This window comes from Glycomyces sp. NPDC050141 (assembly GCF_055586545.1).
In genome coordinates, this window is sequence record NZ_JBVJHZ010000006.1 from 98827 (window position 1) to 121381 (window position 22555).

Sequence of the window (22555 nt, forward strand, 5' to 3'; positions counted from 1 at the left end):
GGCTGCGCCACCTGAGTACACCGATGGTTCACCAGCGTCGCCATCCGGCGGAACCGCCAGTCACAGTCTATCGGACCTGCGGGAAGTCGCCACTCTCCAACAACGGCCGGTGTGGGCCGGGCCCCTCGCTGAAGAGGTGAAACTCACCGCATAACGGCCGAGGAGGGCCGGAAATAGACGGCGCAGTCACCCGCACGTGAACGTCATCACGACATCAGGTGAACAGCGATCGAGGCGCGAGGCGCATCGGCCTCTGGCCCGCGTCCGGCGCGGATGTCGGACCCGTGTGGGACAGTCGTCGCATTTCTTCGGTTGGTAGGAGGCGGATGCGGGTGGGAAGGGGCACGCCCTACGCCCGCAAGGCGCGCGGCCGCGCGCCGCCCCAGCGGGCGCAGCCCGCGCCCGGCGCAGCCGCCCCGCGAAACCCCGCCACGCGAAACCCCGCCACGCGAAACCCCGCCACGAACGAGAACGCCGTGCCGGGCATTGCCCGGCACGGCGTTCTCGTTCGCTAGTCGCTCCTGCTACCAGGAGCGGGGGCGGTCGTCCCACTCGCCCCAGTTGCGGCGGTCGGCGCGCTTGCCGTCCTGGTCCTCGCCTCCCTGGCCCGGCTCGTTGCCGTAGGGCGCGGCGGGCGGCTGCGGCTGGTCGCCGTACTGCGGCATCGCGCGGGTCGCCCCGTAGTCGCCCGCGGGCGGCGGCTGCTCCTGCGGCGCGTACGGGTCGCGGCGCATGGACTGGCCCGAGTACGGGTCGCTCGGCGGCGCGCTGCGGGGCGCGCTCGGCGAGCTGTGCGAGCCGTAGCCCTGCTGGCCGCCCTGGGGCCCGTAGCTCTGCGAGCCCGGACCGTACTGCGGCGCGCTCGGCGCACCGAAGCCCTGGTCGCGCGGCGCGCTGGGCGCCCCGTAGCCCTGGTCCTGCGGCGCGCTGCCCTGCGGTTCGAACATCGAACCGGCCGAAGGCGGCGGCGTCGGGGACGGGTGCGGGCGGGTCGAACCGAGGTCGCCGTACGGACTCGGCGATCCGGCCGGGGACGGCCCTGGGTGCGGCCTGGTCGCGGACGGGTCGTAGGGGTTCGAAGGCGCTGCGGGGCTCGGCGGGGCCGAAGGCGTGTGCGGGCGCGTGGAACCCAAGTCGCCGTAGGGGCTCGGCGGCGCGGCCGGAGGCGGCGTGCCGAGGTTCGCCTGCGGCATGATCTGCGTGGCGTCGGAGGCGCCGGGCCCACCGGGCTGCTTGACGACCGGGAGGATCGTGGTGCCGTCGGGGCCGACCTGGCCGCCCGGCATCCCGCTGAAGCCGCCCTGCGGCATGACCTGCGTCGAGTCGTTGCCGCCGTAGGCGGGACCGAACTGGGTCGGCGCGGCCGGGCCGCCGTCGACGAGGCCGCCGGGGTGGATCATCGTCGGCGCGTCGGAGCCGGGCGCGGGCCCGGCCTGGTACACGCCGGGCGTCCCGACCTGGGCCGCGGTCGGCGTGTGGTCCGGCGGGGTGTCGGGGCTGAAGCTGGCGCCGTCGTCGTCGTCCTTGTCCTTGCCGCCGCGCAGCAGGAAGAAGATGCCGACGATGCCGCCGACGACGAGCAGGCCGCCGATGATGATGAGGAAGACCAGGGTGCCGGACATGCCGCCCTCGTCCTCGGGGGGCGGCGGGCTCGACTCCTCGGTGGCGGGTGCGGCGCTGGTCGTCGGGTCGGCCGACGGCTCCGCCTCCTGCACCTGGGTGAGCGTGATGTTCATGTTGTACGCCTCGCTGCCCTCGCGGACGGTGAGCGTCTCTTCTTTGTCCTCGAAGCCCTCGGCGGTGATCTTCAAGGTCATGTCGCCGGGCGCGATCGGGTTGCTGGCGTCGCCGGTGAACTCGTACTTGCCGCTGCTGTCGGTCGTCGTGTCGTGCGTTTCGCCCTCGCCGTCGGTGAGCTCGAGCTCCGCGTCGGGGACCGGTTCGCCGTTCGAGGTGACCTCGCCGCTGATGGACGCGACGTTGGCGACCGTGGCGTTGCCGACGACGTTGAGGCCGCTGGACTGGCTCTGGCCCTCGAAGCTGACCGTGAACGTTCCCGAGACCTGCTCGCCGCTCGGCAGGTCGGATTCGGTCACGGTGGCGACGGTGAAGGAGATGGTCCGCTGCCCGCCCGGTTCGACCTGGCCGCACTTGACCTTGTCGGAGTCCTCGCGGGTGCAAAGCCCGGCGCCGCCGTCGTTGTCCATCGCGGCGATGTAGTCGTTCAGGCCGTCGACGTTCGCCCGGACCGTGATGTCCTTGGGCTGCACCGGGTTGTTGTTCATGACCGTGAACGTGACCGTGGCGGCCTGGCCGCCGATGGTCACCGGGTTCGGGTTGAACGCCCCGTTGAACCAGCCGGTGGGGTCCTGCGCGAGCGCGGCCTGCGGGAACGCCAGGATGCCGAGGAGCACGCCGCCCGCCGCGGCGAGGCCGGCCAGGCGAGTGCGCAGGCCACCCCGTCTCCCGCGCCGGGACCGCGGGACGTTAGTCTGGGCCCCGCTAGGTTCGGCCGCTACGGTCATCTACATCCCCTCCTGGGCATGTGCCATCCAGCGCCACTCGCGGCATCTGCCACGGGCGGGCACGACGAACCCACGGAAGCGGGCCGTCGTCGCCACTATGCCTGGTCTCATTTCGGTCACGGGACCGGGGTGTCGGGCACTGCGGCATTCATGTCGCACCCGGTGGCCCGGGCGCTCAGTCGTAAAAGCACGCCCGTTCGGCGACGTGCCGTAACGGGCAGTCTAACGTGGTTCGGAGGTCTCCTCGTGGACGCTGTGGTCGATGCCATGGCCGCGATCGACAACGGTGAAGCGCCCGATCGCGAGACGCTGAAAAACGCCGTTCGTGAGCTGCTCCAGACGCTGGCAGCCAAAGCCCCTGGTCATACCGTGGAAGTGCGGGTCCCGCCGTACGGGGCGGTGCAGTGCGTCGAGGGACCCAGGCACCGGCGCGGCACGCCGCCGAACGTCGTCGAATGTCAACCGCTCGTGTTCCTCATGCTCGCCACCGGCCGCACCGGCTGGCAGGAGGCGGTGACGACTGCACAGGTCTCGGCCTCGGGCCAGCGCGCCGACCTCAGCGAGCTGCTGCCGCTGGCCGCCCCGACCGGCGAGCCCCTGGAAGACGAGTAGCCCGCGCACCTTATTACTTATGCGAGAACCGCCCCGGGGCCGAAGCCCCGGGGCGGTTCTCGTTGCTGCTACTCGCCCAGGTGGGCGCCGATGCGGCCGCGCCAGGACGCTTCGAGCTCGGCGAGGCCGATGTCGAAGTGGTCCCGCAGGTGCAGGCCGTCGGTGTTCGCGTCGGTCACGCCCAGCGGCGTGATCGGCAGGTTCCGCTGCTCGCAGGCGGTGCGCACGGCCAGTTCCTGGCCGCGCGGGATCACCACGAGGACCCGCCCGGAGGATTCCGAGAACAGGTACGTGAACGGGTCGGCGCCCTCGGGCAGGAGGATCTGCGCGCCGAGCCTGGTGTGGCAGATGGCCTCGACGAGGGCCTGCGCGAGGCCGCCTTCGGAGAGGTCGTGGGCGGCGGCGAGCTGCTCGGTCTCGGCCAGGCGCGAGAGGAGCTCGGCGAGCTTCATCTCGTGGTCGAGGTCGACCACGGGCGGCACACCGCCGAGGTGGCCGTGCTTGACGGAGGCCCATTCGGAGCCCGAGAGCTCTTCGCGGGTCTCGCCGATGAGCGCGATGGTGTCGCCGGTCTTGCCGAGCCCGAGCGGGATGCGGCGCTTGACGTCGTCGATCACGCCGAGCACGCCGATGACGGGCGTCGGGTGGATGGCGTCGCGGCCGGTCTGGTTGTAGAACGAGACGTTGCCGCCGGTGACGGGGATGCCGAGTTTCTGGCAGCCGTCGGCGATGCCGGTGACGGCGCGTTCGAACTGCCACATGACGTGCGGGTCCTCGGGCGAGCCGAAGTTGAGGCAGTCGGAGATGGCGATCGGCGTGGCGCCGGTGACGGCGACGTTCCGGTAGGCCTCGGCGAGCGAGAGCTGGGCCCCGACGTACGGGTCGAGCCGCGCGAAGCGGCCGTTGCCGTCGAGGGAGATCGCGATGCCGACGCCGGTGCGCTCGTCGAGGCGGATCATGCCCGCGTCGTGCGGCGTGCCGAGGACGGTGTTGCCGAACACCGAGGAGTCGTACTGCTCGGTGATCCAGGACTTGTCGCACAGGTTCGGGCTGGCGGCCATGTCGAGGACGGTCTGGCGGATCTCCTCGTCGCTTGCGGGGCGCGGCAGCGTCTCGGCCCGGTCGACGGCGATGAGCCCGAGGTCGTTCGGTTCGGCGATGGGCCGGTGGTAGACCGGGCCCTCGTCGGCGAGCGACTTCGGCGGGACGTCGACGACGGTCTGGCCGTGGAAGTCGATGACGAGGCGGCCGGTGTCGGTGACGGTGCCGATCTCGGTGGCGAGCAGGCCCCAGCGGTGGGAGCGGGCGAGGACTTCCTCGGCCTTGGCGGGGTCGACGATGAGGAGCATGCGCTCCTGCGACTCCGAAGCGAGGATGTCCTGCGGTTCCATGCCCTTGGCGCGCAGCGGGACCAGTTCGAGGTCGACGTGCATGCCGCCGTCGCCGGCGGCCGCGGTCTCGCTGAGCGCGCAGGTGAGCCCTGCGCCGCCGAGGTCCTGGACGCCGACGACGAGTCCGGCGTCGAAGAGCTCGAGGCAGACCTCGATGAGCAGCTTCTCCGTGAACGGGTCGCCGACCTGCACGCTCGGGCGGGCGTCGCCCTCGCCGGTCTCGGAGAACGTCGCGGAGGCGAGGACGGAGACGCCGCCGATGCCGTCGCGGCCGGTCTTGGCGCCCATGAGGATCACGGTGTTGCCGACGCCGCTGGCCTGCATGGACTGGAGCCGCGCGCGGGGCAGGATGCCGACGCTGAGGGCGTTGACGAGCGGGTTGCCCTGGTAGCACGGGTCGAAGTAGGTCTCGCCGCCGATGTTGGGCAGGCCCACGCAGTTGCCGTAGTGGCCGATGCCGTCGACCACGCCCGGGAGGACCCGGGCGGTGTCGGGGTGGTCGATGGCGCCGAAGCGGAGCGAGTCCATGACCGCGACCGGGCGGGCGCCCATGGCGATGATGTCGCGGATGATGCCGCCGACGCCGGTGGCCGCGCCCTGCTTCGGTTCCACATAGGACGGGTGGTTGTGGGACTCGACCTTGAAGGTGACCGCGATGTTCTCGTCGATGGCGACGACGCCCGCGTTCTCCCCGATCCCGGCCAGCAGGCGCGGGGTCTTCGGGTTCTTCTCGCCGAACTGGCGCAGGTGCACCCTGCTCGACTTGTACGAGCAGTGCTCGGACCACATGATCGAGTACATGGCGAGCTCGGACTGGGTCGGACGGCGGCCCAGGATCTCCCGGATGCGCTGGTACTCGTCCTCTTTCAGGCCCAGTTCGGCCCACGGCTGCTTCTCGTCCGGGGTCGCGTCGGCGACCCCGACCGTGTCGACCGCGACGTTGAGATGGCTCATCGGCTGACTCCACTGGTGTCGGCGGCCCCGGTGAGGTGGGCCAGGACCGAGGCGACGATGCCGAGCCCGTCCGCGGACGGGCCAGTCAGCTCGTCGACGGCGTGCTCGGGGTGGGGCATGAGGCCCACGACGTTCCCGGCCTCGTTGGTCACCCCGGCGATGTCGCGCATCGAACCGTTCGGGTTGTCGAGGTACCGGAAGACCACGCGGCCGTCCGCCTCCAGCTCGTCGAGGACGGCGTCGTCGGCGACGTACCGGCCCTCGCCGTGCTTGGCGGGGAAGACCACTTCGCTGCCCGGCTGGTAGAGACGCGTCCACGCGGTGCGGGAGGTCTCGACCCGCAGCCGCGCGGGGCGGTTGCGGTAGCGCAGGTGGGCGTTGCGCACGAGCGCGCCCGGCAGCAGGTGCGACTCGCACAGCACCTGGAAGCCGTTGCACACCCCGAGGACGGGCATCCCCTGGGCCGCGGCGGCCTTCACGGTGTCCATCACCTGCGAGAAGCGGGCGATCGCGCCGCAGCGCAGCGCGTCGCCGTAGGAGAACCCGCCGGGCAGGAACACGGCGTCGACGCCCGCGAGGGCGGCGTCGTCGTGCCACAGCCCCACCGGCTCGCCGCCGGCAAGGCGCACCGCGCGGGCGGCGTCCTTGTCGTCGAGCGACCCGGGGAAGGTCACGACCCCGACGCGCGCGCTCATGCGCCCTCGATGGACACCGAGAAGTTCTCGATGACCGGGTTCGCCAGGAGCTGGTCGGCGATCACGCGCGACTGCTCCTCGACGTTCTGGGCGTTCTCGTCGAACTCGATCTCAACGCGCTTGCCGATCCGCACCGACGCCACGTCGTTCACGCCGAGGCGGGGCAGCGCCCCGAGGACGGCCTCGCCCTGGGGGTCGAGGATTTCGGACTTCAGCATCACGTCGACCACTACACGGGCCACGGGCGCACTCCTGTCGGTCACATGGACGGGACAACAGGGCAAGCATATTCACCGGCCCTGACCAGGGCCAGTGCCGAGCTACAAGGACGGTGCCAGGTCACAGCGAGTCATAGGATGTTTCCCGGCCGGTAGGACGCGGCCTCAGGGTGCGCTTTCGCCGCCAGCGCCACCCTTTCGGCGACACGGTCGACCTGATCGCCTGCGGCGCCGATGAATTCACCCGGATTCGCTACAAGGGCGTCGAGCCCGGCCCGGTCCAGGGGCAGGCGCGGGTCGGCGGCGAGGCGGTCGAACAGGTCGTTCTCGCGCTGGCCGCTCTCGCGCATGGCGCGGGCGACGGCGACGGCGTGCTCCTTGATGGCCTCGTGCGCGTCCTCGCGCCCGCCGCCCTGCTTGACGGCGGCCATGAGGACCTTGGTGGAGGTCAGGAACGGCAGGTACCGGTCGAGTTCGGCGTTGACGACGGCCGGGTAGGCCCCGAAGTTGTCGAGGATGGTGAGGAAGGTCTCAAAGAGCCCGTCGACGGCGTAGAAGAGGTCGGGGAGGGCGACGCGGCGGACCACCGAGCAGGAGACGTCCCCTTCGTTCCACTGGTCGCCGGCGAGTTCGCCGAGCATCGCGGCGTACCCGCGGACGACGACGGCGAGGCCGTTGACGCGCTCGGAGGAGCGGGTGTTCATCTTGTGCGGCATGGCGGAGGAGCCGACCTGGCCGGGCATGAAGCCTTCGGTGGCGAGCTCGGCCCCGGCCATGAGGCGGATGGTGATCGCGGCCGAAGAAGGACCGGCGACGGCCTGGACGAGCGCGGAGCCGACCTCGTAGTCGAGGGAGCGCGGGTAGACCTGGCCGACGGAGTCCATGACGCGGTCGAAGCCGAGGTGGGCGGCGACGCGGGTCTCGAGGTCGGCGAGTTTCGCGGTGTCGCCGTCGAAGAGGTCGAGCATGTCCTGGGCGGTGCCGACGGGGCCTTTGATGCCGCGCAGCGGGTACCGCTTGAGGAGGTCTTCGATGCGGTCGAGGGCGGCGAGGAGTTCTTCGGCCCAGGTCGCGAAGCGCTTCCCGAGGGTGGTGGCCTGGGCGGGCACGTTGTGGCTGCGCCCGGCCATGACGAGGTCGCGGTGCTGGGCGGCGCGGGCGGCGAGGCGCACGAGGGCGGCGACGAGGCGGTCGCGGACCAGTTCGAGGGACTGGCGGACCTGCATCTGCTCGACGTTCTCGGTGAGGTCGCGGCTGGTCATGCCCTTGTGGATGTGCTGGTGCCCGGCGAGATCGGAGAACTCTTCGATGCGGGCCTTCACGTCGTGCTTGGTGATGCGCTCGCGGTCGGCGATGGAGGCGAGGTCGACCTGGTCGAGGACGCGCTCGTAGTCGGCGATGACACCGTCGGGGACGGTGACGCCCAGGTCGTGCTGGGCCTGGAGGACGGCCAGCCACAGGCGCCGTTCGGCCTTGATCTTGCCGACGGGGTCCCAGATGTCGCGCATCGAGGCGGAGGCATAACGCTCGGCGAGCACATTCGCAGTCACGCGCCCATCATGGCATTGCGCGCGCGTGCCCGCCCAGGACCGGCGGCCGACCGTGACCGGCGCGGCCGCGAAGCGGCAAGCGCGTCTACCCGCCCGGTACGGGTGGGTCACTGTTAGAGCCCATCCCTAACCCCCACCCACCCAGGGGACCGTAGTGCCCACGATCCCCGGCGGGTACGACAGAAACCGGGGTCGGAAGCGCCGTTGTCACCCGAAAGGGGACACGATGCGAGCCGGGCGCGCGGTCCCGAGTTGCGGGAACCACTCGGCGTGGCGGTTAACCTGCACGTATCCGCCACGTAAACTGGCGGTGTGCGAGTACTCCTGATCGGCTCCGGCGGCCGCGAGCACGCCCTCGCGGCGTCGCTGGCCGAGGACGAATCCGTCACCAAGCTCATCTGCGCCCCGGGCAACCCCGGCATGGCCGCCCTGGGCGACTGCGTGCCGGTGAACCAGACCGACCCGGCCGCCGTGGCCTCCCTGGCGGTGACCTCCGCGGCCGACCTCGTCATCGTCGGCCCCGAGGCCCCGCTGGTCGCGGGCGTCGCCGACGCCGTGCGCGCCAAGGGCATCCCGGTGTACGGCCCCGGCGGCGAAGCCGCCCTCATCGAGGGCTCGAAGGCGTTCGCGAAGGAGGTCATGGCCGCCGCGGGCGTCCCGACCGCCGCCGCGCGCGTCTGCAAGACCCGTGAAGAGGCCGAGGCCGCGCTCGACGAGTTCGGCGCGCCCTACGTCGTCAAGGACGACGGCCTCGCCGCGGGCAAGGGCGTCGTCGTCACGGGCGACCGCGCCCAGGCCCTGGCCCACGCGCTCGAGTGCGAGCGCGTCGTCATCGAGGAGTACCTCGACGGCCCCGAGGTCTCCCTCTTCGTCGTCAGCGACGGCAGTCACGCGAAGGCGCTGCTGCCCGCGCAGGACTTCAAGCGCATCGGCGACGGCGGCACCGGCCCCAACACCGGCGGCATGGGCGCGTACACGCCCCTCCCCTGGGCCCCGGACGACCTCGTCGCCGAGATCATGGAGCGCGTCGCCGAGCCGACCCTGGCCGAGCTCGCCGGGCGCGGCATCCCGTTCATCGGCACCCTCTACTGCGGCCTGGCCCTGACCTCGAAGGGCCTCAAGGTCGTCGAGTTCAACGCCCGCTTCGGCGACCCGGAGATCCAGGCGATCCTCGCGCTCCTGGAGTCTCCGCTGGGCAAGCTGCTGTACGCGGCGGCGACCGGCAAGCTCGAGGACTTCGGCAACCTGTGGTGGCGCGAAGGCGCGGCCGTGTGCGTCGTCGTCTCCAACGAGGGCTACCCGGGCGACACCGTCACCGGCCGCCCGCTCTACGGCGCCGACGAGGCCGGGGTGTTCCACGCCGGCACCGCGCTCGACGCCACCGGGCAGCTCATCGCCACCGGCGGCCGCGTCCTCAACTGCGTCGGCACGGGCGCCTCGGTCGCCCAGGCCCGCCAGGAGGCGTACGCGCTCGCCGAGGGCGTCAAGCTCGAAGGCGGCTACTACCGCAAGGACATCGCCGCGAACATCTAAGCGGAACAGCAAGGGCCGGACGCTTCCGCGTCCGGCCCTTTCGCATCCTGCCCGCGAGATGCTGCCCGGTTCCCTTACGCAATAGCGATTGCGGTAAACCATCGATGCAGATGGCAATCAGTGATGCCAATGCGTCGATAACGATTCGAACTTTGCTGTTCCACTCTTATGGCATGGTCCTGTTATCCTGGTCTTGTGTCCTCGTAGCTCAGTGGATAGAGCACAAACCCCAGGTTTGCGGTCGCGGGTTCGATTCCTGCCGAGGGCACCTATGCATGCCCGGCCGTAGTTTCCCTGCGAGCGCATTCGGTTGGAGGACGCGTGGACGGTGATGCGCAAGAGAATGCCGGGGCCGGTTTCGTCAACCGTTTCGACCGGGCGGCACCGGAGACACTGATCCAGGCCGAGCATTTCCACCTCCACAGCACCGCTGCCGCTCGGAAGCCGCTCAACGACTTCTGGCATCCCAACGCTTCCTCGGCGGGCTTCGTCGGTCGGGAGCGTGAACTCGCCGAGCTGGCGACGGCACTGGCCGACAGCGACGGCAACGGCGTGGTCCAGTCCGTCGGCGGCATGGCCGGGATCGGGAAGACCCAGTTGGCGGCCGCTTTCATCCACGACCACCGCGACGACTTTCCGGACGGCCGGATCTTCTACGACTTCCAGTCCTACGCCTCCAACCGCCTCCCTGAAACCGGCGACCAGGCACTCCTCCAGATCCTCCCCACCATCCGCGACGACGTCCCGGTGGCCGCCGTCCACCAGCTCAGCCCGGAGGGCCGACTGAGCCTGTGGCGCGAATCGGTGAGCGGACGGCGCCTGATCATGGTGTGGGACAACGTCAAACAGGCCGAGCAGGTGAGCTCGCTCCTGGTCCGCCAGCCCGGATGCGCGACCATCGTCACCAGCCGCGAGACGATCGACCTCATCGGTGCCGCGCCACCGATCCGCCTGGATGTCATGGAAACCGCGTCCGCGCTCACCCTCTTCCGCCGCATCGCCGGGAACGGGCACCAGCCGGAACTGGTGCGACGGCTCGTCGAGTTCGATCTCCGCATGCCGCTGCTCATCGAGATCCACGCCGAGGCGATCCGCTCAGGCGAGCACCGCCTCGAAGAGATCCTCTACGACCTCCAGACCGAACCCCGTACCACCGACCGCCCGGGCCAGGAACGGCTCTTCTCCCGCTTCGACGGCTCCTACCAGTACCTCAGCGCCGATCAGCGGCGTGTGTTCAGAGCCCTCGGCGCCCACCCCGGGAAGTCCGCGACCGCCGGGAGCCTCGCCGCGGTCCTCGCCGTCGGCCTCGACCGGATGCTGGTGCTCCTCAACGAACTCGTCAGACTCGGGCTGGCCCAACGCGACCACCGCACCGCCACCAGCCCTGAACCCCGACTGCGCGCCTACAGCGCCCATGACCTGCTCCGCACCTACGGCGAGTACCGCGCCGAACGGGAAGGCGACCGCGAAACGACGCAGACCGGCCTGTGCGCCCACTACCGCGCGAAGCTCAAACGCTACGGCAGCAAGCAGTTGGCATGGTTCGAAGCGGAGGCGGGCAGCATTCTCGACACGGCCCTGGTCGGGGACGGACCCGGTTTCGCGGAGCTCGCCCTCGCTGCGGCCGGCCTGTATTACCGCGTCGACCGCAACCGGGACGCCGAGCGGGCCTACACCCACGCGGCACGGTGCTTCGAGGCACTCGACGACCAGCGCGGCCTGGTCCGCGCCTTGCGCGGGCTCGGCGACACCTACCGCGTCCGCGATTTCGAGAAGGCCCGAGCCCGCTACCGCGAGGCCGCGAGGATCCACGCGCAGCGCGACGACCTTTCCGACCTCGCCCACGCACACCGGTGGATCGGCGACGTCGAGGTCGAATGGGGCCGCTTCGAGGACGCGACCGTCTCCTACGGCAGGTCCGCCGATCTCTACCGCGAGCACGGCGACCCGATCGGCCTGGCGCATGCCTTGCGGGGGCTCGGCAACGTGATGGTCGAATCAGGCGACGCCGATGCCGCGGAGGCGTACTACCGCGAAGCGGCCTCCGGTTACGGCGATCGCAATCCCCGCGGCCGGGCGCAGACGCTGCGCGGGCTCGGCGATGTGGCGCGACTCCGAGGCGACTTCGACTGCGCGAGCAGCCGGTATGAGGAAGCGGCCGGCATCTACGCCGAGCTGGACGACGATGCGGGTTTCGCCCACGCCTTGCGCTGGCAGGCCCACGCGGCCCTCGGCGCCCGTGACCTGGACCGCGCGGACCGCCTCTACAGCGAGGCCGCGCGGCATTATCAGGCCATCGGGGAGCAGTTCGGCCTCGCCAAGGCCTGGCAGGGTCTGGGCGAGGTCGCCTGCGCGCTCGGCGACCCTTCGGTCGCCGCCTACTACCTCGAGGCATCGGCGCGACTGTTCGAGGCGATCGGCGAGGACCGAAAGCACGAGGCCGTAAAACGACTGCTCGACGACCTGGGCGGCGAGCAGGCCTAGTCGGTCAGTTGGTCAACGGGTCCCGGGAGACCGGGCAGGACATGCACCTGGGGCCGCCTCGGCCGGAGCCCAGTTCGGAGCCGGAGATCGTCATGACCTTGATGTCGGCGCGTTCGAGGCGGGCGTTCGTGACCGTGTTGCGCTCGTAGGCGACCGCAACGCCCGGCGCGAGCGCGAGCGTGTTGTTGCCGTCGTCCCACTGCTCGCGTTCGGCGGTAACGACGTCGCGGGCGCCGGTGTGGATGATCTCGATCCGGTCGGCGCCGATGGCCTCCGCGGCCGCGTCCAGGAACCGCCTGGGGCCCTTGATGTCGAGGCTCTCGCCGCCGTCGGTGCTGGTGAGCGTGAACGCCTCCAGGCGCTGCTCCGCCGGGGCGTACATGACCATGCGGTCGCGGTCGACCATCGTGCACACCGTGTCGAGGTGCATCGTCGCCCGCCGCTGCGCGATCGGGACGACCAGCACCGTGCGGATACGGCCGCGCTCGAAAGCCTTGCGCGCCAGGCGCTCCGCGCCCGCCGGGGTGGTGCGCTCGCCGACGCCGACGGCCAGGACGCCCGGCGCCAGCGCCAGCACGTCCCCGCCCTCCAGGTGCTCGAGCGAGGGGTCGTACAGCTTCGGCACGTCGCGGAAGCGCGGGTGGTGGTGGTAGATCAGGCCCGTCAGGGTCGTCTCGCGGCGCCGCGCGGGCATCGCGAGGCTGGTCACGGCCACCGCGTCGCCGACCCACACGGCCGAGTCGCGCGTGAACATCATGTTCGGCAGCGGGTCGATCACGAACTCGGTCGGGCGCATCATCTTGTGCCGCAACGAGAGCGAGGAGCCGAACTCCTCCTTCGTCAAGCCTTCCACCAGGACCGACGCGAGCCGTTCGGGCTCCAGGTCCGCCAGGAACGCCGCGAGCTCGCGCCCCAGCGTCTGCCCCAGGCGCGGGTCGGCGGTCACCGAGACGCCCACCGCCTCGCGCGCTTCGGGCAGCTCCAGGCACTGGGCGAGCAGCTCGCCCACGTACAGGACCTCGACGCCCTGCCCGCGCAGCGTCTGCGCGAACCGGTCGTGCTCGTCCTGGGCGCGCTCGACCCAGGGGATGCCGTCGAACAGCAGCGCCCCGTTGTTGCGCGGGGTCAAGCGGCGCAGCTCGCCCCCGGGGCGGTGGAGCACGACACTGCGCAGGCGCCCCACCTCGGAATCGACACCGAAAGCAGGCGCGTCTTCAGCACTCATGATCTGAGGGTAGACGCGCGGGGGACGAAGATCAACTTATCTCTGTTAACGTGGACAGACTGAGCGTTACGACTACCCCCGGGAACGCCCAAATTGACGCAACTCGAACTCGTCATCCCGTTGCGGGCCACTGCGCCCGGACCTGATGGCTACAGGCTGGATCCGGCGCTGGCCACGTGGCGCACCGCCGTGACCTCCTCAGCCGACCCCTGCATGCTGCTCGCGGCCGACACCCGGATCGTCGCGGTCTCGCGCGCCGCCCGCCGCGTGCTCGGCTTCGGGCCCGAGATCGAGACGGTGATGCCGCGCTTCCTCGACTCGGGGATCCGCTTCCTCGACTTCACGGCCGGGGCGCACCCGCTCGTCGACTCGGAGCTCGCCCGACTCGCGCCGGTGCAGACGCTCCAGACCGACTCGCTCGAACGCAGCCTCATGCGCATCGACCACCGCGGCGTGCACCGCACGTTCGACGTGACGGCCTCGCCGCTGCACTCCCCGCCGCGCCTCGACGCGGTCGGGTCGCTGACGTTCCTGACGCCGATGGGCCCCGCTTAGCTACTCGGGGTTCAGGTCGTAGACGACGGCGGTCTCGGTGCGCTCCACTTCGACGCCGAACGGTTCGACCTCGGTGTCCAGGCCGTCCCAGTCGCTGCCCGGCAGCGAACCGGGGAGCACGACGACGGTCTCGATCCCGGCCTCGCGCAGCGACGCGACCGCGTCCTCGCTCGGGAAGCCCATCGACATCGACCGGATGCCGGCCTGCTCGTCGGGCGTGAACGCCGCGACGCCGTTGGCGACCTCCGGGAAGCCGTCGATGCTCCAGTACTGGACCTTCGTGTCGCCCCCGCCCGCGGGCAGGAACAGCACCGGGCCCTCCAGTTCGGACATGTCGACAGGCGCCTCGGGCACTTCCGCATAAGGAGCGACCGTGAGCCCCTCCCACAGGACGAGGAAGACCGGCAGGAACAGCAATGCGTGGACCCGCCTGGGCGCCTTCACTTTCAGGCGCTTGTCGACGCGGGCGCGGTGCGCCATCTCGTCGGCCTCGTCGGCGATCCGCGTCAGCGTCCCCGCCGCGAGCACCGCCAGGATCAACGTCAGGTAGATCGCCAGGCGGCCGGGCGTGCGGATCGCATCCCAGCCGGGCGCGTACTCGTACAGGAGCGCCCACGCCCACGAGCCGTCGTCCAAGAAGTTGGGGCCCATGGCAATCGCGAACACGACCGCGCCGCCGAGGGCGAGCCAGACCCGCTGCCAGCCCGTCCAGCACGACCACACCAGGCCCGCCACCGCGAGCGCGATCAGCGTGAACCCGACGAGCAGCGCCTGCTCGGGCGCCCAGGTCAGCTCCGCGCGCGCCGCCTCGTGGGCCGCGCCCCACACCCGCGACTCCTCCGGCGAGATGATGAAGCTCTGCCAGGTCGGGGCGAACCAGCTGATGTACTCGACATCGCGCACGGCCTCGGGGTAGGCCTCGGCGACGACCGCGTGCCGGTCGGCGATCCACAGGACCCCGAGGCTGAACACCGAACCGCCGATGCCGTTGGCCGCCAGGGTCTTCCACTGCAGCCGGGGCCGCTTCACCAGCCAGTGCAGGCCGACGACGACGCCGATGCCGAGCAGCAGGTAGACGAACGGGATGCCGAGCCCGGCGCCGATCGCGAACTGCCACAGGGCGGTCAGCCACCCGGCGAGAATCCAGCCGGGGCGCTGGCGCTCCGGTTTGAAGCCTCCTCTGAACGAGTAGCCGTGGCCGCGCGCGAGCATCGCGAGCGCGAGGGCGATGCCGCCCATGGAGAGCACCTGGAGGTGCCCGGCCTGGCCGAGTTTCCAGGGCGCGTAGGCGAACGCGGCGGCGGCGACGGTCGATCCGGCGACGCGGGCGCCGAGCTGGCGCAGCAGCGCGTACGCGCCGAGGAACGCGAGGGCGAACGTGCCGATGTAGAGGACGTTGTAGACGACGAGCGCGCTGGTGGGGCTGGTGATGAACAGCGCGGCGGGCGCGTAGCCCATGAGCGTGTCGGTGAAGAGGTACGCGTCGTCGAGGGGCCAGAAGCTGTTGGTGTCCCAGATCCCGGCGGGGTTCTCGCGGAGGGCGTGGCCGACCCAGCCGAGGATGTAGGTGAGCAGGAGCGGGTCGCCGGTGTCGTGGGGGATGCGGTCGTCCAGGTGCCGCGCGAGGGGCCAGGTCATGGCGAGGGCGAGGAGTACGCTGCCGAGCCCGGCGAGGGTCCATTCGCTGCGGGCGGCGCGGCGCAGGGCGCGGCCGAGGGCCCGCCAGCGGCCGGGGCGGACCGTCTCGGGCGGGTTCTCGCCTCCGGCGAAGCGCTGCCAGCGCTCCTCGTGCTCTTGGAAGCTGCTGTCGCCGGTGCCGGTCCGGGGGCCTTCGCCCTCGGGGGCGCGGGGCTCGGGTGCCTCGGCGGCTTCGGTGTCGGGCGCAGGTTTGGCCATGGGGTTCTCGCGGTCCTCGCTCGGTGTCGTCCCGCACATCCTACGGACGGTCGCGATGGTGGATACGGGCGCATGAGGACCGTTCGGCGCAATCGCCGGGCCGGGGGCCGTCACCTTTCCCGCGCCCGCTCGTTGAACGCTGTTGAGACCTGATTCCCGCTAATGATCAGGTCGTCATCCGGTCGAAGACGCAGTTGGAGAGACGCAGGCATGGGAAGTCACACCACGAAGCCCGGTAAGCAGTCCCGGGCCCAGACGCGTCCTCCGCTGCCGTACCCGGTGAACGACGGCCGGGTCGCGCCCGCAATCCAGGAGGCCATGGACCGGCGCGCGCACCGGCGCAAGTCGCGCCTGGCGGCGATCTCGGCGGCGGGGATGCTCGCGGTCGGCGGTGCGGCCGGGGTGAGCATCGCGACGGCGGACGAGCCGGAGTCGGGCAGCAGCAGCGAGGTCGTGTTCAGCGGCGACTGCGGCACCCTCGGGCTGGTCTCGGCGACCTCCTCCCCTGACGCCTCCGAGTTGACGGTGGAGCAGGGTTCGCAGGTGGTGTACAGCAACGACCTGGGCACTGACGCGAAGCTGCACGTGGGCGACGAGGTGTACGAGATCGGTTCGGGCTCGAGCCAGGTGTTCGAGATGAACCGCTCGGCCGAGGTCGCGATGGTCCCGAACTGCCACGGCCTGTTCGCCGAGTACGAGTCGGCGCAGGTCCGCGTGGTCGAGGCCCAGGCTGACGACTCGCAGTCCGGTGAGGGCGAGTCGGGCGAGGACGTCGCGCTTCCCGCAGCCGGGGACGACGCCGACGCAGGCGACTCCCAGGACCAGGGCACTGAGTCGGAGGACTCCGGCGAGGCCCAGCCTGGCGAAGAGGCCGAGGAGCCGACTCCGGCGGCCGAGGAGCCCGCCGTCGAGGACGAGGTGAACGCGTTCGGTCCGCCGCCTTCGGAGCTGGACTCCGGCGCGGACGGCGACGCCCCGGCCGTCGAGGACGAGGTCGTCGCGGTCGACCCGAAGGCCGTGGCCGACGGCGCGAACGGCCTGCTCGCCCTGGTCGCGATCATCTGCCTCGTGGGCGTGGCCGCCGCGGTCACGCGCACCCTTCTCAAGCAGCGGGCGACGGCGTGACGCCGGTCCCCGTCCCGAGCCCGGCGCCGCAGGCCGCCGCGACCGCTCCCGTGCACGGCTTCCCGAAGTCCTACGGCGCCCAGGCGTCGTGGGTGCCGGGGGGCAGGGTGCGGAACCGGCGCGACCGGCAGCGTGCGGCCCGGTGCCTCACCGGCCCCGACCAGGCCCGCGTTTCGCGGGTCTCCAGGCCGCGGCGCGGTGCGGTGGAGTCTCCGTGAGGCACTGAGACGCGGGCGTTCGCTGATGGTCATTTCCTCCCCAGGTCCCATTCCGAGCGCCGGTCCCAGTGCCTCACGGCCCGCCGAATTCCATAGGTTCGCGTGTCGCGCCCGCCCCTGCGGGCGCTTCGCCGTTGCCGGGTCCGGGTGTGCGAGGGACCATGGAGAGAGCAGTATCACCGGGGCGGTCCAGGCGCTGTTGCGCAACCGTTACTGAACTCTCAATCAACCCTGCTTGTGGTCGCTTCGACGACTGCTTTAGCGTGGGCCGCAGCATTTCGTTAGCGCCCCCGCTCTGAAGCAAGGTTCCTGTTGTGACCTCCCAGACCAAGCACGCCCCTTCGCGACGGCTCTGGCCTTTCCTGGCCGTCCCGGCCGTCGCCGTGCTCATCGCGGCCGGTATCTACGTCGCCGACCTGTCCGGGGACGACGGCGGGGCCGGCGGCTCCGCCGACGCGACCCTGCCCGGCTCCCAGGAGTCGGCGGCCGACGACTCGTCGATGCAGCCGTCGGAGGAGGAGCAGCGCCTGGCGGCCGAGGCGCGGCTGCAGGCCGACCTGGACGCGGCCGTCAGCGACTACATCGCGGGCCTGGAGGACGAGAACTTCTACGCCGCGGTCGCGGTGGACGACGCGGAGTTCCAGCTCGCGTACGAGGGCGAGGTGCAGCACGACACGGCGTCGGTCGTGAAGGTCGAGATCCTGACGATGGTGCTGGAGGCGTACGGGACGCTCGACGAGGTCCCGGACTGGCTGCTCGACCGGGCCGAGTCGATGATCAAGGACTCGAGCAACGACGCGACGAACGACATGCTGTACGGCGGCACGTTCGACGACGGGCACGACGCGATCCGGCAGGCGCACATCGACTACGGGCTCGAGCACACGAACCCGAACGAGACCGAGCAGTGGGGGAAGACCCAGACGACCGCGGTGGACCAGCTGCGGGTGCTGGAGCTCGCGCTCTATGAGGGCGTGCTCGACGCCGAGCAGGTGGCGTACGCGCGCTCGCTCATGGGCGACCTGTCGGAGTCGCAGCAGTGGGGCGTCTCGGCGGCGGCCGCCGAGGGCGAGACGGTGTGGATGAAGAACGGGTGGGACACGCGGGATTCGATGGGCGGCGAGTGGGTCGTGAACTCGATCGGCATCATCAACGGCGACACCGACCAGCCCATCGAGATCGCGATCCTCACCGGCGGTTCGGCTTCGGACGCCGAGGGCATCGAGCGGGTCGAAGAGCTCGCGAAGATCATCCGCGACGTCATCGACACCGACCCGTACGCGTAGGCCGCCACTCTTTCGGGTGAGATTTCGCCCGCGACCCCGGTTTTCGGCGGTTTTCTGTCGGACCCGGGCGGGATGGTTGCGCCGGGTCCTTCTTTCCCCTCTTGTGGTGGGTGGGGGTTTGTGGATGGCCGATTGTGGGCCTTACTCTCGCGGGATGAGCGATCTGATCTCCGCGTTGACCGGGGCCGGGCTGGCGCCCGTGACCGATCCCGACGTCCTGGCCGCACACTCGCGGGACCATGCCGCGCTCGTGCCGCCGGGCCGGGCCGCCGCGCTCGTGCGGGCCCGCTCGACCGAGGAGGTCAGCGCCGCAATGCGGGTCGCCGCCGAGTTCGGCGCCCCCGTCGTCCCCCAGGGCGCCCGCACCGGGCTCGCCGGTGCGGCCACCGCCGTCGACGGCGCGATCCTCCTCGACGTCTCGCCCATGGACCAGATCCTCTCGATCGACCCCGTGAACCGCCTCGCCGTCGTCCAGCCCGGCGTCCTCAACGCCGCGATCACCAGCGCCGCAAGCGGATACGGCCTGCGCTACATCCCCGACCCGGGCTCGTGGCAGATCTCCACGATCGGCGGGAACATCGCCACCGCCGCGGGCGGCATGTGCTGCGTCAAGTACGGGACGACCCCGGAGTACGTCCTGGGCCTGGAAGTCGTGCTCGCCTCCGGCGAGGTCATGCGCTGCGGGCGCGAGACCGCCAAAGGCGTCGCCGGGTACGACCTGGTGCGGCTCTTCTGCGGTTCCGAAGGGACCCTGGGGATCATCACCGAGGCCACCGTGAAGCTCTCGCCGGTCCCGGCCGGGCGGCTCACGCTCGCGGCGGTCTTCGGCACGACCGCCGACGCAGGGCGCGCCGTCACCGCGATCATGGCCGCCGGCGCCCAGCCGAGCCTGCTCGAGCTCATCGACAACGTGCACCTGCGGGCCCTGGAAGCCCTGCGCCCCATGGGGTTGCCGACCGAGGCCGCCGCGATGCTGCTCGTCGCAGCCGACGCGAACCCGGCCGAGGAGCTGGCCGCGATCGAGGCGCTCTGCACCGCATCAGGCGCGTCCGAGGTCTACCGCGCCACCGACGCCGAGGAGGCCGACGCACTACTCGAATCGCGGCGCAGCGCCTACCACGCCATGGAGCAGCTGGGCACGGTCCTGGTCGACGACATCGCGGTGCCGCGCTCGCGCCTGGCCGAAGCGCTCGACGGCGTCCAATCGGTAGCCGCGAAGCACGGCGTGGTCATCGGGGTCATCGCCCATGCGGGCGACGGGAACCTGCACCCGAACATCATCGTGCATCCGGAGGACCCGGCCTCGCTCGAAGCCGGGCGGGCCGCGTTCGACGAGATCCTGGAGATGGCACTCGCCATGGGCGGCACCATCACCGGCGAGCACGGCGTGGGAATGCTGAAACGCGATTGGCTCGCAAAGGAAGTCGACCCGGTGAATCTGGCGGTGCAGCGGCGGATCAAAAACGCGCTCGACCCGCTCGGCATCCTCAACCCGGGCAAAGTCCTCGCAGGTTGAACGGGCTGCAGCGGTGGGAAACCTGAGTGGGAGCGACGCAGTTTCTATGCGCCCGAGACGGTTTCGTGTCGCTCCTGTTACACGTTAATGGGGCCGCAGCGCTTGCCCATTCGCTGCGGCCCCGATAAAGTGGAGGAGCTCCACTTTTCATTGGCACCAGTAGGGCTGTGCCCGATTGCCCTTACTGGTTTTGTGCCCCCGGATTGTTCCGTGCCTCCCGGATGACTGCCCATGTCAATCCGCTTGGCTTGTCGGCGTGACCGGAACACTCATTACTATGAGGACCGTCTCTGGGCGTGGCCTGTGCTGAGCCTGGGAAGAACCTGGGAAACGATGTCAAACCGTTACTCGGGGACCTCGAATCCGGCGAGTTTGTCCAGCTCAGCGGTGACGTCGGGGCGTTGCGCGACGGACTCGCCGTCGATCTGAGTGATGAAGGCCACACCTCGCACGGAGGAGCTCAGCCACGCCGCTTCGGCGTTCTTCAAGTCCCCCACCGAGATCAGCTTCTCCACCGTCTTCAGACCCGCCTTCGGGGCCTGCTCCAGCAGGTACGCGCTCGTCGTGCCCGGCAGGATGCCCGCCGAGGTCGGCGTGGTGCAGAGCGTGTCGCCCTCCAGCCACAGGAGCGAGGAGGTCGGGCCCTCCAGCGCGAAGCCGTCGGCCGAGACCCACAGGGCGTCGTCGGCGTCCTGGGTCTTCGCCCAGCGGGTCACGGCCATCATCGACGCGTACGACAGGGCTTTGACGCCGCCTAGAAGCCACGGGGCTTCACCCCGCGCGTCGGCATTCACCCCCAGGGTCGCCGTGGCGATCTTCAGGCCGTCGCGCCGCGGCAGGATGCGCTCGCGCGGAACAGGATCGACGGTGGCGTAGACGGTGGGCGGCCCGCCGTGCTCGCGGCCGCGGGTCGCGACCAGGCGCAGCGCGCCCTCGCCCTCGGCCCGCTCGCGCCAGGCGACCAGGGCCTGCTCGGCGAGTTCGGCCATGTCGGACTTCGCCGGCAGCTCGAACTCCATGCGGCGCGCGGAGTTCGCCATCCGGTCGAGGTGCTCGGAGAGCAGGAACGCCTGCCCGGCGCGCACGTTGATGGTCTCGAAGACGCCGTCGCCCCGGAGGACCCCGAGGTCGTCGGCGCACAGGAGCGGCGCGTCGGAGTCGACGACGCCTCGGTGCAGTACTGCGGTCACTAGTGCCATGCGCCCATTCTCCACCCCGGTCCGGTCACAGGCCCGGTCCACCGCGCGCGCAGTACCATGCACCTATGCCCACCGAAGCCGAGGCCGAGACCGAACTCGCCGCGGTGCTGCGCGGCAAAGGCCTGCGCATGACCGCGCAGCGCCAGCTCGTCCTGGAGGCCGTCCGCGCGCTCGGGCACGCCACCCCCGAGCAGATCCACGAGCGCATCCGCGGCCAGGTCGAAGGTGTGAACATCACCACGGTCTACCGCACCCTCGACCTGCTCGAAGAGCTCCAGCTCGTCTCCCACACCCACCTCTCCCACGGCGCCCCGACGTACCATCTGTCCGGCGACCGCGGCCACGCGCACCTGGTGTGCCACCGCTGCGGCCGGATCACCGAGGTCGACCCGTCCCTGTTCGCGAACGCGCGCGCGGAAGTGGCCGACACCTGCGGGTTCGTCATGGACATCGGCCACGTCGCCGTGTTCGGGACCTGCGCCGAATGCCTGGAGAAGGAACGATGACCGACACCGCCACCTCGCCGCTCCTGTCCCTGCCCGGCGCCGTCGCCAACGACAGCGGCCGCACGGCCTGGCACTACGGCGGGCCGCTCACCGAGCAGCGCGCGGCGATGGCGACCGGCGCGCTCTTCGACCGCTCCGACCGCGACATCATCACCGTGACAGGCGATGCGCGCCTCGAATGGCTCCACTCGCTCACCACCCAGCACCTCACCAGCCTCAAGCCGCACGAGGGCACCGAGGCCCTGGTCCTCTCCCCCACCGGCCGCGTCGAGCACCACATGAACGTCTTCGACGACGGCGCCGCCACCTGGCTCGACACCGAGCCGGGGCACGGCGAGGCGCTGCTGAAGTACCTGCAGCTCATGAAGTTCCGCACCGAGGTCGACATCCGCGACGAGAACGACGTGTGGGCCCTGTTCACCTACACGTTCAAGGACGCCGACGAGGCCGAGCCGGTCGTGCAGCCCGTCCCCGCCGCGAAGTTCGTGCAGCGCGAGATCCCCCTCACCCCCACCGCGGTCTACCCCGGCGACGCGCTCGACGCGACCACCGGGTGGATCCGCCGCACCGACGCCCTCGGCGTCCCCACCTTCGACCTGTGCGTGCGCCGCGAGGACGTCGAGTCGGTCGTCCTCGGCGGCGACGCGGCCCCCGCCGGCACCTGGGCCTGGGACGCCGTCCGCGTCGCGAACGGGCTGCCCGCCTTCGGGACCGACACCGACGAGAAGACCGTCCCGCACGAGGTCGCGCACTGGCTCCAGTACGCCGTGCACTTCAACAAGGGCTGCTACCGGGGACAGGAGACCGTGGCGAAGGTCCACCACTTGGGACAGCCGCCGCGCCGCCTCGTCATGCTCCACCTCGACGGCTCCAGCGAGCAGCCGCCCGCGAACGGCACCCCGATCATGCTGGGCGACAAGCAGGTCGGCGCCATCGGCACCGCCGTGCAGCACTACGAGCTCGGCCAGATCGCGCTCGCCCTGGTGAAGCGGTCGGCCGCCGCCGACGCGGACGTGCGTCTCATCGTCGGAGATCAGGCCGCGAGTCTCTAGCCGCGCGACTAGCCT

17 protein-coding genes and 1 tRNA gene are annotated in these 22555 nt (G+C 70.9%); 10 read left to right on the forward strand and 8 right to left on the reverse strand.

The features are described 5' to 3' along the window. Window positions 1-524: 524 nt before the first annotated feature. A complete protein-coding gene (locus ACZ60M_RS05800) occupies window positions 525-2414 on the reverse strand; it encodes a carboxypeptidase-like regulatory domain-containing protein (protein WP_465415099.1) in 1890 nt (629 codons plus the stop codon). Between the two features lie 378 nt (window positions 2415-2792). Between ACZ60M_RS05800 and ACZ60M_RS05805 the strand changes: the two genes are divergently transcribed. Then, window positions 2793-3137 (forward strand): sterol carrier family protein, encoded by a 345-nt coding sequence (locus ACZ60M_RS05805; RefSeq protein WP_465415245.1) that lies wholly within the window; start codon window positions 2793-2795, stop codon window positions 3135-3137. 68 nt (window positions 3138-3205) lie between these two features. Here the strand turns inward: ACZ60M_RS05805 and purL are convergent, their stop codons facing one another. From purL to purB, 4 genes are all read right to left on the reverse strand, one after another. After that, window positions 3206-5482: a phosphoribosylformylglycinamidine synthase subunit PurL gene (gene purL, locus ACZ60M_RS05810; protein ID WP_465415100.1), complete on the reverse strand. Its 2277-nt coding sequence runs from the start codon at window positions 5480-5482 to the stop codon at window positions 3206-3208. After that, window positions 5479-6177: a phosphoribosylformylglycinamidine synthase subunit PurQ gene (gene purQ / locus ACZ60M_RS05815; RefSeq protein ID WP_465415101.1), complete on the reverse strand. Its 699-nt coding sequence runs from the start codon at window positions 6175-6177 to the stop codon at window positions 5479-5481. Before purQ ends, purL begins: the two co-directional genes overlap by 4 nt. Next, window positions 6174-6419: a phosphoribosylformylglycinamidine synthase subunit PurS gene (purS, locus tag ACZ60M_RS05820; protein WP_392958912.1), complete on the reverse strand. Its 246-nt coding sequence runs from the start codon at window positions 6417-6419 to the stop codon at window positions 6174-6176. Before purS ends, purQ begins: the two co-directional genes overlap by 4 nt. A gap of 107 nt (window positions 6420-6526) precedes the next feature. Next, window positions 6527-7945, reverse strand: a complete 1419-nt coding sequence (gene purB / locus ACZ60M_RS05825) for an adenylosuccinate lyase (protein WP_465415103.1) — start codon at window positions 7943-7945, stop codon at window positions 6527-6529. A 312-nt stretch (window positions 7946-8257) separates the two neighbouring features. Between purB and purD the strand changes: the two genes are divergently transcribed. The 3 genes from purD (at window position 8258) to ACZ60M_RS05840 (ending at window position 11962) form a co-directional block, all read left to right on the forward strand. Beyond that, entirely contained in the window at window positions 8258-9478 is a 1221-nt protein-coding gene (gene purD / locus ACZ60M_RS05830; protein WP_465415105.1) for a phosphoribosylamine--glycine ligase, read from the forward strand. 197 nt (window positions 9479-9675) lie between these two features. After that, window positions 9676-9746: transfer RNA gene (locus tag ACZ60M_RS05835), tRNA-Trp, on the forward strand. Window positions 9747-9799: 53 nt separating this feature from the next. Then, window positions 9800-11962, forward strand: a complete 2163-nt coding sequence (locus ACZ60M_RS05840; protein WP_465415107.1) for a hypothetical protein — start codon at window positions 9800-9802, stop codon at window positions 11960-11962. 4 nt (window positions 11963-11966) lie between these two features. On the opposite strand, the gene ACZ60M_RS05845 is transcribed toward ACZ60M_RS05840, so the two are convergent. Beyond that, window positions 11967-13187, reverse strand: a complete 1221-nt coding sequence (locus tag ACZ60M_RS05845) for an arginine deiminase (RefSeq protein WP_465415109.1) — start codon at window positions 13185-13187, stop codon at window positions 11967-11969. Between the two features lie 93 nt (window positions 13188-13280). Here ACZ60M_RS05845 and ACZ60M_RS05850 point away from each other — a divergent pair, with 93 nt between their 5' ends. Then, complete coding sequence (locus ACZ60M_RS05850) at window positions 13281-13742, forward strand: hypothetical protein (RefSeq protein ID WP_465415111.1); 462 nt, start codon at window positions 13281-13283, stop codon at window positions 13740-13742. Here the strand turns inward: ACZ60M_RS05850 and ACZ60M_RS05855 are convergent, their stop codons facing one another. Next, entirely contained in the window at window positions 13743-15638 is a 1896-nt protein-coding gene (locus ACZ60M_RS05855) for a hypothetical protein (RefSeq protein ID WP_465415113.1), read from the reverse strand. It lies immediately after the preceding gene. 210 nt (window positions 15639-15848) lie between these two features. On the opposite strand from ACZ60M_RS05855, the gene ACZ60M_RS05860 reads away from it, so the two are divergent. The 3 genes from ACZ60M_RS05860 (at window position 15849) to ACZ60M_RS05870 (ending at window position 19783) form a co-directional block, all read left to right on the forward strand. Beyond that, window positions 15849-16763, forward strand: a complete 915-nt coding sequence (locus ACZ60M_RS05860) for a hypothetical protein (protein ID WP_465415114.1) — start codon at window positions 15849-15851, stop codon at window positions 16761-16763. A gap of 532 nt (window positions 16764-17295) precedes the next feature. Then, window positions 17296-18267 (forward strand): serine hydrolase, encoded by a 972-nt coding sequence (locus ACZ60M_RS05865; protein WP_465415116.1) that lies wholly within the window; start codon window positions 17296-17298, stop codon window positions 18265-18267. 154 nt (window positions 18268-18421) lie between these two features. Further along, window positions 18422-19783: an FAD-binding oxidoreductase gene (locus ACZ60M_RS05870; protein ID WP_465415118.1), complete on the forward strand. Its 1362-nt coding sequence runs from the start codon at window positions 18422-18424 to the stop codon at window positions 19781-19783. Between the two features lie 344 nt (window positions 19784-20127). Here ACZ60M_RS05870 and ACZ60M_RS05875 read toward each other — a convergent pair whose 3' ends face one another. Beyond that, complete coding sequence (locus tag ACZ60M_RS05875) at window positions 20128-20982, reverse strand: aminotransferase class IV (RefSeq protein ID WP_465415120.1); 855 nt, start codon at window positions 20980-20982, stop codon at window positions 20128-20130. A gap of 65 nt (window positions 20983-21047) precedes the next feature. Between ACZ60M_RS05875 and ACZ60M_RS05880 the strand changes: the two genes are divergently transcribed. Together ACZ60M_RS05880 and ygfZ are read left to right on the forward strand one after the other, a co-directional pair. Beyond that, complete coding sequence (locus tag ACZ60M_RS05880; RefSeq protein ID WP_465415122.1) at window positions 21048-21488, forward strand: Fur family transcriptional regulator; 441 nt, start codon at window positions 21048-21050, stop codon at window positions 21486-21488. Next, a complete protein-coding gene (gene ygfZ / locus ACZ60M_RS05885) occupies window positions 21485-22540 on the forward strand; it encodes a CAF17-like 4Fe-4S cluster assembly/insertion protein YgfZ (RefSeq protein ID WP_465415124.1) in 1056 nt (351 codons plus the stop codon). The genes ACZ60M_RS05880 and ygfZ overlap by 4 nt, the downstream gene beginning before the upstream one ends. Window positions 22541-22555 lie beyond the last annotated feature (15 nt).

Excerpts from the sequence above, each read along its gene's own strand:
- ACZ60M_RS05805 (WP_465415245.1), top strand. The coding sequence starts at position 2,793 with ATGGCCGCGATCGACAACGGTGAAGCGCCCGATCGCGAGACGCTGAAA.
- purL (WP_465415100.1), bottom strand. The coding sequence starts at position 5,482 with ATGAGCCATCTCAACGTCGCGGTCGACACGGTCGGGGTCGCCGACGCG.
- purQ (WP_465415101.1), bottom strand. The coding sequence starts at position 6,177 with ATGAGCGCGCGCGTCGGGGTCGTGACCTTCCCCGGGTCGCTCGACGAC.
- ACZ60M_RS05845 (WP_465415109.1), bottom strand. The coding sequence starts at position 13,187 with ATGAGTGCTGAAGACGCGCCTGCTTTCGGTGTCGATTCCGAGGTGGGG.
- ACZ60M_RS05855 (WP_465415113.1), bottom strand. The coding sequence starts at position 15,638 with ATGGCCAAACCTGCGCCCGACACCGAAGCCGCCGAGGCACCCGAGCCC.
- ACZ60M_RS05860 (WP_465415114.1), top strand. The coding sequence starts at position 15,849 with ATGGGAAGTCACACCACGAAGCCCGGTAAGCAGTCCCGGGCCCAGACG.
- ACZ60M_RS05870 (WP_465415118.1), top strand. The coding sequence starts at position 18,422 with ATGAGCGATCTGATCTCCGCGTTGACCGGGGCCGGGCTGGCGCCCGTG.
- ACZ60M_RS05875 (WP_465415120.1), bottom strand. The coding sequence starts at position 20,982 with ATGGCACTAGTGACCGCAGTACTGCACCGAGGCGTCGTCGACTCCGAC.
- ACZ60M_RS05880 (WP_465415122.1), top strand. The coding sequence starts at position 21,048 with ATGCCCACCGAAGCCGAGGCCGAGACCGAACTCGCCGCGGTGCTGCGC.
- ygfZ (WP_465415124.1), top strand. The coding sequence starts at position 21,485 with ATGACCGACACCGCCACCTCGCCGCTCCTGTCCCTGCCCGGCGCCGTC.